The sequence below is a fragment of the Photobacterium damselae subsp. damselae genome, assembly GCF_038086725.1.
Classification (GTDB): domain Bacteria; phylum Pseudomonadota; class Gammaproteobacteria; order Enterobacterales; family Vibrionaceae; genus Photobacterium; species Photobacterium damselae.
Map to the genome: position 1 here is coordinate 2,000,528 of NZ_CP146970.1, position 16,112 is coordinate 2,016,639.

Genomic DNA, 16,112 nt, shown 5'->3' on the forward strand with positions numbered 1-16,112 from the left:
CTATGATACTCTTACAACAAATTTTGCGCTATTTCCTAATCAAACCCCTGTCACAAAAAAGAAAATGATTTGTAAATCTCATCCCCAATTAGTGGTTCAAGCAATTGATTATCACAAAAATGTAACACAGTCTTGGTTCGAACCTCTAGCGGGTCAACCGTGGGCTATGATATTACGCTCTGCAGCAGACGATCATCCAGATAATCGTTTTGATATTTTAGTTGCAGATCCTTTAGCCACTTTACAGACACAAAATGACACAACTTGTATTAAGTTTTCAAATGGCGACGAAAAAGTCACCACTGACGATCCTTTTACAGTTTTAGAGCAACTAAAACAGCAACTAACCCCTGATATTAAAGGAATTCCAGATATTCCATTTGTTGGTGGTGCCGTCGGTTATTTCAGTTATGACTTGGGTCGACAGGTTGAGTCTATTCCGTCCATTGCTCAGCATGATATCCATCAACCGGATATGGCTGTTGGTATCTATGATTGGGCATTAATTGCCGATCACAAAGAACAAAAAGCCTTCTTGATTTCCCCTCGAGATAGTCAACGATTTGAGTGGCTAGAACAGCAAAGAAATCAAGCGCAATTGCAGCACAATAAAAACAAGCCACAACATTCTGATGATTTTGTGTTAACAACTGACTGGTCATCCAACATGACCAAAGAGGTTTATTGCAACAAATTTAACAAAGTCCGCGAATACATCTTATCGGGAGATTGTTATCAAATTAACTTAGCACAACGCTTCTCAGCACAATATCAAGGTGATGAGTGGCAAGCCTATTGTCATTTAGAGCAAAAAAACGGTGCCCCTTTCTCCAGTTTTATTCGTACAGAGTCAGGTGCCATTATTTCTGTATCACCAGAGCGTTTTCTTCAGTTAAAACAAAAAGCAATAGAAACTAAGCCGATTAAAGGTACTCGACCTCGCCATCACGATGTTATGCAAGATAAAGCGCTGGCTGTTGAGTTACAGCAATCGACAAAAGATCAGGCTGAAAATGTCATGATTGTCGATCTGCTTCGTAATGATATTGGCCGAGTCGCCAAACCTGGGTCGGTAGAAGTGCCTCATCTCTTTGCCGTAGAGAGTTTTCCTGCGGTTCATCACCTTGTAAGCACAGTGACAGGTACTTTGGATGATCAATATCAGGCAACCGATCTTCTGCGAGCCTGTTTTCCTGGAGGCTCAATTACTGGCGCGCCAAAAGTTCGAGCAATGGAGATTATTGAAGAGCTAGAACCTCACCGCCGTAGTGTCTATTGTGGCAGTATTGGTTATATCAGTCGCTGTGGGAATATGGATACAAGTATTACTATCCGAACATTAGTTGCTGAAAATAATACTATTTATGCTTGGGCTGGTGGTGGTTTAGTACTTGATAGCCAAGCAGACAGTGAATATCAAGAAACTTTAGATAAATTAGGTAAGATATTACCAACACTTCCTCGTCAACCATGATTCGATTTCTAGCATCACAGTAACGGTTAGTACACTGTGATGCTTAGTTTTTTAGGACAGTACAATGAATGAAAACCATCTACTCAATAAACTGGTTCTAACCCCTCTTATACAAGATTATAATGCTTCTCATCGAGCACGAATATCTCAACATCTCCCACCTAATTACCAATTCAAACAAGCCGCTGTTCTTATTCCTTTAGTGAAACGCCCCCAAGGTTGGCAAGTCATTCTTACTCAGCGAGCCCACCACCTAAAACATCATCCCGGTCAAATTGCCTTTCCTGGTGGACGATTTGAGCCTGAAGACGGCGATCTGATGACAACAGCCTTAAGAGAGACAAAAGAAGAAACGGGGATTGATTGCACAAAAGGACAAATTTTAGGTCGGTTACCAGCATTAGAAACAGTAAGTGGTTACCGAGTAACCCCCTTTTTTTCAACAGTAATGGAAAACTATCAAGTCAAAATTGATCCTAATGAGGTCGCCGAAATTTTTGAGGTTCCTATCAAGTTTTTACTCAATCCAGTGAATATTAAAAGTCAAAAATCACTCATTAAAGGCGAATATCATACAATTTATGCAATCCCATTCAGCCACTATTCAATTTGGGGAGCAACAGCACAAATGATTAAATTATTATCAGATCAGATTTGGGATTAGATTTTATTATCAAAATAATTAGTTTTTTTAATACCAGACACTAATTAAGTGTGATCGAGATCGCTTTTATTTGTATTGCAAAACAAGTCAGTTACAGAACGAGATCTTTATCAATGTTTTCGTGCCACAAAAAGAGAAAATGCGCACCGTTCCTATTCCGTTCCGTACAAAACTTTTGGATATATACATTATGCAAACCACTTCTACCACCGCAGCAACTGGTACTGCAAAAGCTAGATGGACTTACAAAGATTTTACTTGGGCACTTTCTCTTTTCGGTACTGCCGTTGGTGCTGGTGTTCTGTTTCTTCCAATTAAAGCGGGTGCTGGCGGTTTCTGGCCACTTGTTGCTCTTGCGCTACTTGCACTGCCAATGACTTGGTTTGCACACAAAGGTCTTGCACGTTTCGTTCTTTCTGCAAAAAATCCTGACGCAGATATCACCGATACTGTTGAAGAACATTTCGGTAAAACAGGTGCTAACATCATCACCTTCGCATACTTCTTTGCAATCTACCCTATCGTACTGATTTACGGTGTTGGTATCACAAACACAGTAGACTCTTTCATGGTTCACCAGCTAGGCATGGATTCAATGCCACGTTGGCTACTATCTGGTCTTCTTATTTCAGCAATGACCGCTGGTGTAGTATTTGGTAAAGAACTAATGCTGAAAGCAACTTCTGCAATGGTTTACCCTCTAGTTGCTATTCTACTGATTCTTTCTATCTACCTAATTCCTGATTGGAACACTTCAATGATGTCTGTTGCACCAGACTGGTCTGCAATGCCTGCTGTTGTTTGGCTTGCTATTCCAATCATCGTGTTCTCATTTAACCACAGCCCAATTATCAGCCAGTTCTCTAAAGAACAGCGTCGTGTATACGGTGAAGATGCAGTGAAGAAAACTGACATGATCACTGGTGGCGCGGCAATGATGCTAATGGGCTTTGTAATGTTCTTCGTATTCTCTGTAGTACTTTCTATGACTCCAGAGCAGCTAGCAACAGCAAAAGCAGAAAACATCTCTGTTCTTTCTTACCTAGCAAACGTACACGAATCTCCATACATCTCTCTACTGGGTCCTCTAGTTGCATTCGCTGCAATTACTTCAAGCTACTTTGGTCACTTCCTAGGTGCTCACGAAGGTCTAGTTGGTCTTGTTAAATCTCGCTCTGATATGTCTATCGGCAAGATTGAGAAAATCTCTCTAGTGTTCATCGTGGTAACAACTTGGATCGTTGCAATCATCAACCCAAGTATCCTAGGTATGATTGAAACAATGGGTGCACCAATGATTGCTGCAATCCTATTCTTGATGCCAGTATTTGCAATGTACAAGGTTCCAGCAATGGCGAAGTACAAAACATCATCAGCTGCACGTATTTTCACAGCTCTTTGTGGTATTGCGTCAATTACTTCTGTAATCTACGGTGCACTATAAAATCAGCATAAAAATATAATGCTGAACGTGAGAAACTTATCAGCAGAAATGTGTAGTAACGCATAGTCTTATAAGACAAATCACGTACAATAGACGATAATTTAAGAGCAGGGATGAACTAAAAATCATCTACTGCTCTTTGCTTTTTACTACTCGCCAAGGAAGGGGCGAGATTGAGAAAAACTAAACAGTCTTGGCCGGAGGCAAGATCGCTTCCCCCGACTGAGGTAATCAACATGATCAGTGTTTTTGATATCTATAAAATTGGTGTGGGTCCTTCCAGTTCGCACACTGTAGGCCCAATGAAAGCTGGTAAAGAATTCATCGACGATCTTCGTGCGATGGGTAAATTACGTGACATCACTAAGATTACTGTAGATGTATATGGCTCTCTATCTCTAACAGGTAAAGGCCACCATACTGATATCGCAATTATTATGGGTCTTGCTGGTAACAGCCCAGAACACGTTGACATCGATAGCATCCCTGGCTTTATTGCTCGCGTTGAAGAAACAGAGCGTCTTCCTGTAGGTATGCATTGTCATACGGTTGAATTCCCTCGTGATGGTGGTATGAACTTCCACACAACTAACCTTCCTCTTCACGAAAATGGCATGACGATTCGTGCTTGGATTGGTGAAGAAGAAGCTTATACTAAAACATACTACTCTATCGGTGGTGGTTTTATTGTAGATGAAGAAAACTTTGGTAAAGAGCAGTCATCAACTGTTCAAGTACCTTACATGTACACCACTGCTGAAGAACTATTAGCTCAATGTAAAGAAAGCGGTTTATCTATCAGCTCTCTTGTGATGGCTAACGAGCGCGCAATGAATGCTGAAGATGAAATCAGCACTTACTTCGCTAACATCTGGCGTACTATGCGTGAATGTATGGAACGTGGTATGACTGAAGAAGGTATTCTTCCTGGTCCTCTACGTGTACCTCGCCGTGCAGCCGCTCTTCGCCAGCAACTAATCACAACAGAAAAACTAAGCAATGACCCAATGACAGTTGTTGACTGGGTTAATATGTTTGCATTTGCTGTTAACGAAGAAAACGCAGCGGGTGGTCGTGTTGTTACTGCACCAACAAACGGCGCATGTGGCATCATTCCTGCGGTACTGGCTTACTACGATAAGTTTATCCAATCAGTAGGCCCTAAAGAGTACACTCGTTACTTCGCAGCTTCTGGTGCAGTTGGTGGTCTATACAAGCGTAATGCTTCTATCTCTGGTGCTGAAGTAGGTTGTCAGGGTGAAGTTGGTGTAGCTTGTTCTATGGCTGCTGCCGGCCTTGCTGAGCTTATGGGTGGAAGCCCTGAGCAAGTATGTATGGCTGCTGAAATTGCAATGGAGCACAACCTAGGTCTAACTTGTGATCCTGTTGCAGGCCAGGTACAGGTTCCATGTATCGAACGTAATGGTATTGCAGCGGTTAAAGCTATCAACGCATGTCGAATGGCTCTACGTCGTTCATCAGACCCTCGTGTATCTCTAGATAAAGTTATTGAAACTATGCTAGAGACGGGTAAAGACATGAATGCAAAATACCGTGAAACGTCTCAAGGCGGTCTAGCAATCAAAGTGATCTGCTAACAGCAAAGGCACATTTCTAGTTATGTCTAAGCCACACTTTGAGTGTGGCTTTTTTATATCTTCAATTTAGACACAACAGCATTTCCACATCTCTTCCACTTGAATGTAAGCTAATATCTAAATTATTAAAAATATTCTAAGAATTTAGCATATACCATGCATTTTTAGTTGTTAATTTGAACTTTTTTATCGTATTTGATCTCTTTTTATTCCAAAAAAAAGTCCGAAAGCAATAAATAACTCTTATGTAATTCAGAAAAACAAGCAAATTATTATAAATGAATTGATATAGGTATAGATTTTTAAACATTCACTCGAATTATACTATTCAAACAAATCGTTTAGTCCTATACTCGCACTCACGGCTTAAGACTTATCTTATATACCCAAGTTTTTTTGTAGCTTGGAATAAACAATTAATTTAGGTATATCAGAAAGAAGCTTCTCAAGGATGATATTTGATTGGTGCTGTGTTCATGAATATCAACAGCAACCTCATGGAGGACTAATATTTATAACAACAAGATCGAGTTTCGGTATGAAATATAAACGTATATTGTCACAAAGCCATATCGTCCTAAAAGAATTCTATGTTGATCATCATTTGATCGTAAACTTAAAAAATGGTGATGGCGATGTTTGTATCAACGGACAATCAGTTACAATTAGCAGCAACGCAACGTTAGTAATTCCTAAGTTTAGCCACATCTCATGCACAATTAATCAAAAAGACTGTCATAAAAATATTGAGTTACAACTATTAATGGTAGGTGAAGAAACCATTGCTCAATCATTTAAATATATGGCATCACTAAAGCAACCAAATACACCAACAGCAAACTGCATGCCGGTTTATCATCTCAATGAAACTCCAGATGTTGTTGAGCAAAATTTCCAACTATTTCAACAATCCTTACCTGCTGTTGCTGATACTAGACTTGAAAAAACGTTTTTAACCCAATCGCTTTTCTTCATTTTGTTAGCGCTTAACGAAGCTGGTATTGATGTATTTAATGTTTATCGATTCAACTATGATGAGCCAAAAGAACGAACCATTGCTCGCTTAATTACTCAAGATCCACAGCGTAAGTGGAGTGTTGATGATATGGCAAAAGCCCTATTTACAACTCAATCAACACTACGTCGCCATTTAGCAAAAGAAGGTGTTTCATTTAGTCAATTACTGCTTGATGTGCGTATGGGACTAGCATTGAATTATCTGACTTTCTCAAACTATTCAATCTCACAAATTGGCCATCGTTCTGGCTTTGGTAGTGCGGCTTACTTCTGTGATGCGTTTAAACGTAAATACGGTATTACACCATCACAGTTTAGAGCGACTTCTCGTGAACATAACGACATGTCTGCGCTTCATCAGCTAACTCCAAAAGCTGAAATGACGATTGACGTCGTTTAAGACCATGGCTTGTATCCAGAATGATCTTTGAGATAAACCTACCAACATATAACGTTGTTGGTAGGTTTTTTCTATTTGGTTTTTAAGTTATTTACCATTTTTTGACTAATCGCAGTTATCTCTTGTAGCTCTTTTTCTGTCAGTCCATCCATCATTTTCTTTTTTATCGACTCATCAACAACTCTAATTTTCTTAATAAGATCTTCACCTTCCTGCGTTAAAACTAGAAATTGACTGCGACGGTCCTGACTGTTTGATCGCTTTTCAACTAAGCTCTGCGCAATCAAGGTATTCACCAATCGTGTGATTTGAGCTTTATCCCTTGTCAACATAAGAGCTATATCATTTGCAGTACAATGAGGCGATTTTTTATTAATGATTTTAAGAACTCGCACATGCATAGGAGCAACCTCTAGCTCCAAGGCTTCAACCTGTTCATACACATGACGTTTTATTGTGTGAACTAGGGTAAACAAGCTATCTGTAAAATCAGTCTGTTCCATAAAGCATCACTCCTCTCTATTAAATTTAGTTGACAATATCAACAAATAAAATTAAGTTGATATTATCAACTAACAACAATAATAACTCAAGCTCGAGGAGATAAAGATGGAAACATCAAAAATTAAAGGCCATCAATACCGAATTACCGTAGAAGAAGTAAATCCAACCAATCAAGAAGTATTAAATCAACTAACTTTTGAATTAAATGATCGAGAAGACATGCTTCATATTGTGGAGAATGTTAAAAATCACAGTGGATTAGAAGATGATGATGCGGTAAGAGCTGGGGTGGCAATACGACTACTAGGTCCAGTACTCATGAAAAATCGTAAGGATTCTTTATTTGTTGATTTCTTTCCTCACTTTAAGACCTTTATGCAAAAAATAAAAAGCACGATTAAGGCAAATAAATCCGCCTTGTAAATGACTATGTCTCAATACAAAAAAGTTTCAAATACAAAAAAACCTCGCGTTAGTGCGAGGTTTTTTTGTTCTAACTATCTATTAAGCAGCAGCTTTTAGTGTTTCTTCTTTTTTAAGCTCGCCAACAGGAAGGATAGTACGGCCGTATTCAGCGTTAAGTACCTGTGCCATTGCGAAGTAGATAGCACTTGCGCCACAGAAGATGCCTTCAAGACCTGCAATAGTACCAATCAATGCGCTACCAGTGAAATCACGCGCTGCAAGTAGGAAGAACAGAATAGTAAGAGAACCAAATACTACTTGCTTTGCTCGTGGGTAACGAAGAGAACCAATAAACATAAAGGCAGTAAATACACCCCAAAGGCCTAGGTACCAACCCATGAAATGAGCAGGACTTGCCGCAAAGCCCATCTTAGGCATTACAATCAGGCCAACAAGAGTTAACCAGAATAGGCCGTAAGATGTAAATGCTGTTGTACCAAATGTGTCACCGCGCTTGAAGCACATCATGCCAACAAGAACTTGACCAAGACCACCGTAAAAAATACCCATAGCCAGAATCATTGAATCTAGAGGGAAAAAGCCCGCGTTATGGATATTCAAAAGAATTGTTGTCATACCAAAGCCCATTAGGCCTAGTGGTGCTGGATTAGCTAGTTTTGTTGACATTTAGGTCCCCTGCAGGAGTAAATCAATAAAAATAATAAAAAATCAAAAAATGGTGCATCCAAAAATGCGGGGCGAATTCTAAAGGATGCGATCGTTGAGATCAATGTAAAAATGACGTAAAAACGTTCATATCTGCAAAAAATTTCATTTTATTGATTTTTTGTAAAGCAATTTAATGCAGCCATCTATAAATAAGTGTTACAACTTATATCCTAAGTAATAGGTAGAAAATAATAATCGATACAAAAAATCGTTAATATTCAAAATATTAGATAAGATACCGACACATTAACTATGTTCAGTAAACGTTACTTTAGTCATATCGAGTATGTTTTCTGTCATAACTTGAAAAAAGTGCTTTTCCTATAAAACTAATTTAATAACGCGAAATCATCATACAAAACTCATAAAAAAAGCAGCTTCACACTGCTTTTTATTTAAGATTCCAATTTAACAATAATTATTCTTTATTGCGTTTCAACCATTGGCTTATCTTGTTCAATAGGGTCATCATTCGTGTCCAAATGACAACTACAGGATTGGCAAATATGCTCCAAAATACTCTCTAATCTCTCTTGACTTAGTGGTATTGGATTCCCCTTTATTGAGTTTGACAGTAAGGCGTCTTTAGCTACCTCATCAAACATGGTCGCACATAATCCATATTGACCAACCAAAGGGATCTCTAACCGAGTCAAAATGCTCTTGACCCAATCAATCCCCTCTTCTATTTCGGCACATGGCTTGATCGTCAAGATCTCGGCAAGTTTCTTATAACGACCTAATATATCTTTTCTGTTTTGCTCTTTTGCAATGGCAACATTTTCTTCCATAACATAAGGTGCTAAACGAGCCGTGATGACACCATGGGGAGCATTTAATCTACCACCCAGAGCTGCAGCAAGGCCGTGAGCAGCCCCTAGTTTGGCGTTAGTCAGAGCCATTCCCCCCAGCATAGAGGCAAAAGCCATATCAGAACGAGCTTCTGGATCATCTTGCTCACAGGCCGGAATAATAGCGGTTGCAATACGTCTTAGCCCTTCCTCACAAATCATGTCAGTTAATGCATTGGGCTCACCGCAAACATATGCCTCCATTAAATGGGTGAACGCATCCATCCCACAACATGCGGTTAATTGTGGCGACATACCATAGGTTAACGTCGGATCCACAATCGCTAAATCAGGCAACATCTCCGGACTACGCAAACTGACTTTGATATTCTCTTGAGCCGATTTTAACACCGCATTACGTGTTACTTCAGAGCCCGTCCCTGCTGTTGTTGGTATCGCAATAAAAGGAATAGGTTTACTCTGCAAAGGTAAATTTCTACCAACAACTTCGGCGTAATCATAAACACTGCCTTGGTTGGGTATTAATGCAGCAAGAGCTTTTCCGGTATCAAGCACACTACCACCACCAATTGCAATCACCATATCAGGTCGAAACTGCCTAGCCATTGCCGCCATCTCTTCAACCATCGCAATCAATGGTTCACCAAGCACTGAAACTTGCTGAAAGCGCATCGATTGTTGCTGAAAATATTCAATTAAGGGTTGAGCTCGGGAACTGTCTTGGCCTGTTACCAATAACACACTGTAACCAAATTGATTTAAAGAGCTCAGTGATTCAACCAGGGCGTGTTCACCAAATACTATCCTTGTTGATGTCATAAATTGAAACATAGGCACTCCATAACCATTAATACTACGCTCTAGAATTCATGACTTTACACATGCTATTTTTGATTTTGCACAAAATAATAGCGCTCTTTTTTATTACATCGTTATTAACCCAAGCGAGTTCACATTTTAAGCAACTAACACGATTCTAGGTTTTACCCTTATTAACAATCCATCTAACCATATGAAATAAAAGCGGTGATATTTTCATCGTTTTTATCTCTCATCGAAAAACTCTATTAAAATAAGCGATAAATCCCTCTTTCTCATTACAAAATCCCGCGTTATAGTGATGCTAATCAAATTGCTTAATACGTTATTGACTATTTTCTAATTTAAGCTGTTTGAACATAACATTATTGCAGGAGAGATATTATGTTCGTTGTTATTTTTGGTCGCCCTGGTTGTCCATACTGTGTTCGTGCTAAAGAGCTTGCTGAAAAACTGAAAGAACAGCGCGATGACTTCAACTTCCGTTATGTTGATATCCAAGCTGAAGGCATTAGCAAAGCAGATCTAGAAAAAACAGTTGGCAAACCAGTAGAAACTGTTCCTCAGATCTTCATCGACCAAGAACATATTGGTGGCTGCACTGAATTTGAAGCTTACGCTAAAGAAAACCTAGGTCTATTTAACGAATAACAAATAAGCATTAGAAAAATTTATGCTAACCATAAAAAGGATGAGTTAAGACTCGTCCTTTTTTTATAAATATTAACAGCAAATGAACAGTATTTTTAACGTACGCAAAACGCTATAACTTATTACCCTGATTAGATTTCTTCTCTAAGTGTCAGATAATTCTAAAAGTTACTATTTTTAGATTAATTTGTTCTTATTTGCTCTATATCCGCTAATGAAAATCCGTTAGAATTTTACAGATTGCTTCAGCTTATAAACTCTTTAGTTTGTCAGCTGATTTTTTGTATGGCTCGTCTAACTCCGGAAACTGTGTCGTGAACATTGATGTGGCAGCACTCCTCCACCAAAACAATATCCTTTTACTCTTTGTCGTTCTTGCCGTCGGTTTAGCGTTTGCCAAAGTTCGTATTGCAAATATGCAACTTGGTAACTCTATTGGCGTTTTATTAACCGCTCTTGTTTTTGGTAATGCTGGTTTTACCTTTAACGCAGATGCCCTCAATATTGGCTTTATGCTGTTTATTTATTGTGTCGGTATCGAAGCAGGTCCAAACTTTTTTGGTATTTTCTTTCGCGATGGAAAACACTACCTTTTACTTGCTCTCGTCGTTCTATTATCTGCAATTGGTATAACTATGACTATGGCCCACTACTTAGATATGAATCTAGGATTGGCCACAGGTCTAATGGCAGGCTCACTAACCGCCACGCCAGTCTTAGTGGGTGCGAAAGATGCGTTAAATAGCGGGCTTTCTGATATTACCGATCCAAACATGATCAAAAACTTAGTCGAAAGCTTAAGTGTTGGTTATGCCATGTCTTATTTGGTGGGGTTAGTCAGTCTAATTCTACTTGCTAAATTAATGCCTAAGTTACAAAAGCAAGATCTAGCCGAATCATCTCAGCAGATCGCACGTGAACGGGGTATTGGTGAAGTTTCACAACGTAAAGTGTATCTACCGATTATTCGAGCATACCGTGTCGGACCTGAACTCATTAATTGGATTGATGGCCGCAACCTTCGTGAACTGGGTATTTACCGTCAAACAGGCTGTTATATTGAGCGAGTACGACGTAATGGTATTTTAGCAAACCCTGATGGCGATGCGATTTTACAAGAAGGTGATGAAATAGCGTTAGTTGGTTATCCTGATAGTCATGCGCGTCTGGATCCCAGTTTCCGTAATGGCAAAGAGGTATTTGACCGCGACCTACTCGACCTTCGTATTGTAGAAGAAGAAATCGTAGTAAAAAATGACAGTATTGCAGGTAAGCGCCTTTCTGAATTAAATCTTTCTGAGTATGGCTGTTTTCTAAACCGAGTCGTGCGAGCGCAGATTGAAATGCCAATGGACCATAATATCTTATTAAATAAAGGGGATATTCTTCAGGTCAGCGGTGAAAAGAGCCGAGTTCATGGTCTTGCTGAGCGTATTGGTTTTATCTCAGTCCACAGTCAAATAGCTGACCTATTAGCGTTTTGCTGCTTCTTTATTCTAGGGCTATTGCTGGGCCTTATCACCATGACATTTGGCCATGTCGCCTTTGGGCTTGGTAGCGCGGCAGGTCTATTAGTAGCTGGTATTACTTTGGGCTTCCTGCGAGCAAACCACCCTACTTTCGGTTATGTCCCTCAAGGGGCGTTAAATATGACCAAAGATCTCGGCTTAATGGTCTTTATGGTGGGTATTGGTTTAAGTGCAGGTAGTAATCTATTTGAATCTATCACTCAAATTGGTCCAACTGTCTTTGTCACCAGTTTGATGGTGAGTGTGATTCCTGTTGTTCTGGCTTACCTATTTGGTGCCTATGTACTTCGTATGAACCGCGCTTTGTTATTTGGTGCCATCATTGGTGCCCGTACTTGTGCTCCTGCCATGGATATGATCAACGAACACGCACGCAGTACTATTCCTGCATTGGGTTACGCGGGTACTTATGCAATTGCTAACGTACTTCTTACCATAGCAGGTACTTTAATCATCATCTTAAAGTAATCCTCTCTTAGTTGGTGGGCTGACTTATTGATTGTTCATGAGTCAGCCCATATTCAGTCGCTCCCACCTACAATCATCACACTTATCTGCCACTAAACCGTTCAGTCATTTGATCCGCCATCACTTTTTAGCAGGTCAAACTCGCCAGATAAGTATTGATTCTATATAGTAATATTTATTCTATTAATGAAAAAAGCGATGACCAGTCGCTGCAGTGGGTATCCTAATTATGCGTATTCTTATCGTCGAAGATGATCCAATCCTAAGCCATCATCTAAAATCACAACTTAGCGAGCTAGGAAACCAAGTTCAATGTGCAGATACGGCAGAAGAAGGTCTGTTCTTTGCACAAAATTATCCAAATGATATCGCCATTGTTGATCTTGGTTTACCCGATCGCGATGGATTAAGCCTTATTAAAGATATGCGAAGCAAAGACTTACGCTTACCCATTCTTATTCTAACCGCGCGCTCTAACTGGCAAGATAAAGTCACTGGGCTTGAAGCTGGTGCCGATGATTATTTGGTTAAACCTTTCCAAAAAGAAGAATTAGTCGCTCGTTTAAGTGCACTCGTTCGTCGTAGTGCAGGCTTTGTAAAACCAGAAATGACTGCTGGCGATATTCGTGTCGATCTACTCGCAAAACAAGTATTCATCAACGAAGAAGTGTTAGAACTGACCGCATTTGAGTATGATTTACTCGAATATTTAATGCGCCATAGCCGACAGGTTGTTTCTAAACAGCGCCTGCTTGATGTTCTTTATGAAGATCAAGAAGGTGACCCAAATACAATTGAAGTTATGATCAGCCGCTTACGAAAGAAATTCACTAAGACAGGCCAAGAAAACCCAATCTCCACTATTCGTGGTCAAGGGTATATCTTTGAATTACAAGCACAGTAACCATTTCAAATGAAGCCCTTAATTCCTCCTCGTTTACGCCGCCGAGTTCTTGTAACTTCGGTGGCTATCATCGTTCTGATTACTTCTGCCCTTGCAGGTGTCATCAATCAACTTTACTCACAAAGTTATATGGCATCCTACTCATCAGAGCTGGTTGCTCAATTACCTATGGTGGTTGCTCAGCTTAACCGTGCAGGGTTAATCAAAGATGTTGATAAATGGATAAGCTCTGTTGATCCATCAAAAACTGATTATATCTCTGTTGTTTGTAATCAAAATGACGATACAGTTTGGCTCTCAAATCCAGAAAAACTGCATAACTTAACCAATATATGTACTCATATTCCCGATGAAATTAATACGCCAACCTTAGTCAAATTTCCTAATCATGACAGTTATATTGCCTATAACCTCAGTCGTGACAAAGAAAATGGTCAGGTATTTCAGTTAGTTGTTTTGCGTTCAGGACAAAATTACGAAGCCTCGCTTAGTCAATTGCACAAACGAACGACATTCTATTTAGGTCTATTTGTGCTAATTGCGATTACATTCTTAATTGCCGCTTTTCATTGGAGTTTCCAACCACTGCGAAAATTAGCCAACCAACTTAATGAGATGTCAGAAGCAGAGCGCAATCAGCTCGACAGTGATTATCCAATGGAGTTACAGGAGATCACAAAAGCACTAAATCGGTTAATTCTATTAAGTAATGACCAAAAAGGCCGCTATCGCCACGCTATGGATGATTTGGCACACAGTTTAAAAACTCGCCTAGCCGCAACAAATGCCCTACTGGATGACAAAGAGTTATCACGAGCTGAACTGAATCACCGTATTATGGAACAAATCAGCCAAATGGATGACTTAGTTCAATATCAGCTAAAGCGTGCAATGATGGGACAACAAGGTCTACAGCGCAGTAAAACAGAGCTCAAGCCAGCAGTGGAAACCTTTGGTCGAATGCTAAGTAAAATTTATAGCGATAAAAGTGTTAAGCTTCGCTGTAATTTTCCCGATAAACAGCTGGTGCCAATCAATAAAGATGATCTTATGGAGTTGCTTGGCAATTTACTCGAAAATGCCTATCGTTTTTGTATTAGCGAAGTCGCTATATCGGTAATTGAAAAATCAAACCTATGTGTTATCCGTATTGAAGATGACGGGCCCGGGGTCAAGCCTGAGATGAGAGAAGCTATTTTTCAGCGTGGAGTGCGGGCAGATCAACTAAACCCCGGACAAGGGATTGGATTATCAGTTTGCCATGAAATTGTAAGCAGTTACCAAGGCACGATCCATGTTGAATCGTCTCAATTAGAAGGTGCCGCTTTTATTATCAAAATTCCAAAACAAGCCTAATTAAGATAATAAAAAATGCCATACTATCAATCTAGTATGGCATTTTTCTATCAGCAGATAATCAGTTTAGCGATTAAATGTCTTGAACATCAAACTCAACAAATGGATTAACATCTGCATCGTAATCAACAGTTTCTAAACCAAAACCAAACAGTTTTAAGAACTCATCTTTATACTGTTGGTAGTCTGTCACATCACGTAGATTTTCGTTAGTCACATTTGGCCATAGTTCACGACAATGCTTTTGAATATCTTCACGAAGTTCTAGGTCATCAAGACGTAGACGATTCTTATCATCCACTTCAGGTGCAGTACCATCTGCTTTGTATAGGCGTTGAGTAAACATACGAAGGATCTGTTCCATACAGCCTTCATGTACACCCTCTTCACGCATCTTCTTAAATACCATTGCAATATACAGTGGCATTACTGGAATCGCAGAGCTTGCTTGAGTCACAACACTCTTAAGTACTGCTACATTTGCAGAACCGCCGATAGTCTCTAGCTTAGTATTAAGCTCAGATGCTGCGCGGTCTAAGTCCATCTTCGCTTGACCTAACGCACCATGCCAGTAGATAGGCCAAGTAATTTCAGTACCAATATAGCTATAAGCAACCGTTTTACAACCTTGAGCAAGTACACCAGCATCTGCAAGAGCATTGATCCAAAGTTCCCAATCTTGGCCACCCATTACCGTTACTGTATCTTGAACTTCTTGCTCAGTAGCAGGCTCAACACAAGCTTCAAATAATGTGTCTTTGTTGGTGTCAACCGCTGTTGCACGATACTCTTCACCCATAGGCTTAAGCGTAGAACGGATCATTTCGCCAGTTTCTGGTAATTTACGAACTGGAGATGCCAGAGAATAAACCACCATATCCACCTGACCCAAGTCTTGCTTGATCAGATCAATCGTCTTTTGTTTTGCTTCGTTTGAGAATGCATCACCATTTAAGCTCTTTGAGTAAAGACCTTCTTCTTTAGCAAACTTATCGAAAGCAGCAGAGTTATACCAACCTGCAGTGCCTGGCTTTTTCTCAGTGCCTGGCTTTTCAAAGAAAACACCGATAGTTGCCGCACCACCACCAAATGCTGCAGCAATACGTGATGATAGGCCGTAACCACTAGAAGAGCCGATAACCAATACACGTTTTGGTGCATTTGCAATTGGGCCCTGTGCTTTAGTGTAAGCAATTTGCTCTTTTACGTTCTCTTCACAACCCACTGGATGTGTTGTTGTACAGATAAATCCACGAATTTTAGGTTTGATGATCATGTTCAACTTCCCTTATTTAGTTGGGAGTAGGATAAAAGGTAAATGACAAATTCGCATTAATT

Annotated in this window: 14 protein-coding genes; 10 read left to right on the forward strand and 4 right to left on the reverse strand. The window is 39.7% G+C overall.

The window, feature by feature from the left end:
- Positions 1-64 precede the first annotated feature (64 nt).
- From pabB to WAX86_RS08985, 5 genes are all read left to right on the forward strand, one after another.
- Positions 65-1,474, forward strand: coding sequence for an aminodeoxychorismate synthase component I (gene pabB, locus WAX86_RS08965; protein ID WP_341488670.1), 1,410 nt, complete (start codon positions 65-67; stop codon positions 1,472-1,474).
- A 64-nt stretch (positions 1,475-1,538) separates the two neighbouring features.
- On the forward strand, positions 1,539-2,138 hold the full coding sequence (locus WAX86_RS08970) for a CoA pyrophosphatase (RefSeq protein WP_005298789.1): 600 nt from the start codon (positions 1,539-1,541) through the stop codon (positions 2,136-2,138).
- 190 nt (positions 2,139-2,328) lie between these two features.
- Complete coding sequence (locus WAX86_RS08975) at positions 2,329-3,582, forward strand: aromatic amino acid transport family protein (protein ID WP_138242362.1); 1,254 nt, start codon at positions 2,329-2,331, stop codon at positions 3,580-3,582.
- 236 nt (positions 3,583-3,818) lie between these two features.
- Positions 3,819-5,180: an L-serine ammonia-lyase gene (locus WAX86_RS08980; protein ID WP_036763616.1), complete on the forward strand. Its 1,362-nt coding sequence runs from the start codon at positions 3,819-3,821 to the stop codon at positions 5,178-5,180.
- 538 nt (positions 5,181-5,718) lie between these two features.
- Entirely contained in the window at positions 5,719-6,597 is an 879-nt protein-coding gene (locus WAX86_RS08985; protein ID WP_036763614.1) for an AraC family transcriptional regulator, read from the forward strand.
- 71 nt (positions 6,598-6,668) lie between these two features.
- Here the strand turns inward: WAX86_RS08985 and WAX86_RS08990 are convergent, their stop codons facing one another.
- Positions 6,669-7,100 carry a MarR family winged helix-turn-helix transcriptional regulator gene (locus WAX86_RS08990; protein WP_069532115.1) on the reverse strand — a complete coding sequence of 144 codons (432 nt, stop codon included), beginning with the start codon at positions 7,098-7,100 and terminating at the stop codon, positions 6,669-6,671.
- Between the two features lie 106 nt (positions 7,101-7,206).
- Between WAX86_RS08990 and WAX86_RS08995 the strand changes: the two genes are divergently transcribed.
- Positions 7,207-7,524 carry a DUF3861 domain-containing protein gene (locus WAX86_RS08995; RefSeq protein WP_068968047.1) on the forward strand — a complete coding sequence of 106 codons (318 nt, stop codon included), beginning with the start codon at positions 7,207-7,209 and terminating at the stop codon, positions 7,522-7,524.
- 81 nt (positions 7,525-7,605) lie between these two features.
- Here WAX86_RS08995 and WAX86_RS09000 read toward each other — a convergent pair whose 3' ends face one another.
- Both WAX86_RS09000 and WAX86_RS09005 read right to left on the reverse strand, forming a co-directional pair.
- Positions 7,606-8,193 (reverse strand): GPR1/FUN34/YaaH family transporter, encoded by a 588-nt coding sequence (locus WAX86_RS09000; RefSeq protein ID WP_005298785.1) that lies wholly within the window; start codon positions 8,191-8,193, stop codon positions 7,606-7,608.
- Positions 8,194-8,660: 467 nt separating this feature from the next.
- Positions 8,661-9,878, reverse strand: a complete 1,218-nt coding sequence (locus WAX86_RS09005) for an iron-containing alcohol dehydrogenase (RefSeq protein ID WP_106142947.1) — start codon at positions 9,876-9,878, stop codon at positions 8,661-8,663.
- Positions 9,879-10,250: 372 nt separating this feature from the next.
- Here WAX86_RS09005 and WAX86_RS09010 point away from each other — a divergent pair, with 372 nt between their 5' ends.
- The 4 genes from WAX86_RS09010 (at position 10,251) to WAX86_RS09025 (ending at position 14,774) form a co-directional block, all read left to right on the forward strand.
- A complete protein-coding gene (locus WAX86_RS09010; protein ID WP_005298783.1) occupies positions 10,251-10,517 on the forward strand; it encodes a GrxA family glutaredoxin in 267 nt (88 codons plus the stop codon).
- A 314-nt stretch (positions 10,518-10,831) separates the two neighbouring features.
- A complete protein-coding gene (locus WAX86_RS09015; protein ID WP_005298782.1) occupies positions 10,832-12,514 on the forward strand; it encodes an aspartate:alanine antiporter in 1,683 nt (560 codons plus the stop codon).
- 229 nt (positions 12,515-12,743) lie between these two features.
- The gene (locus tag WAX86_RS09020; RefSeq protein ID WP_005298781.1) at positions 12,744-13,418 is read left to right on the forward strand and encodes a response regulator; all 675 of its coding nucleotides are present in this window, start codon (positions 12,744-12,746) and stop codon (positions 13,416-13,418) included.
- A 9-nt stretch (positions 13,419-13,427) separates the two neighbouring features.
- Positions 13,428-14,774, forward strand: a complete 1,347-nt coding sequence (locus WAX86_RS09025) for an ATP-binding protein (RefSeq protein ID WP_341488671.1) — start codon at positions 13,428-13,430, stop codon at positions 14,772-14,774.
- A gap of 73 nt (positions 14,775-14,847) precedes the next feature.
- Here WAX86_RS09025 and fabV read toward each other — a convergent pair whose 3' ends face one another.
- Positions 14,848-16,050, reverse strand: a complete 1,203-nt coding sequence (gene fabV / locus WAX86_RS09030) for an enoyl-ACP reductase FabV (RefSeq protein WP_044175389.1) — start codon at positions 16,048-16,050, stop codon at positions 14,848-14,850.
- Positions 16,051-16,112 lie beyond the last annotated feature (62 nt).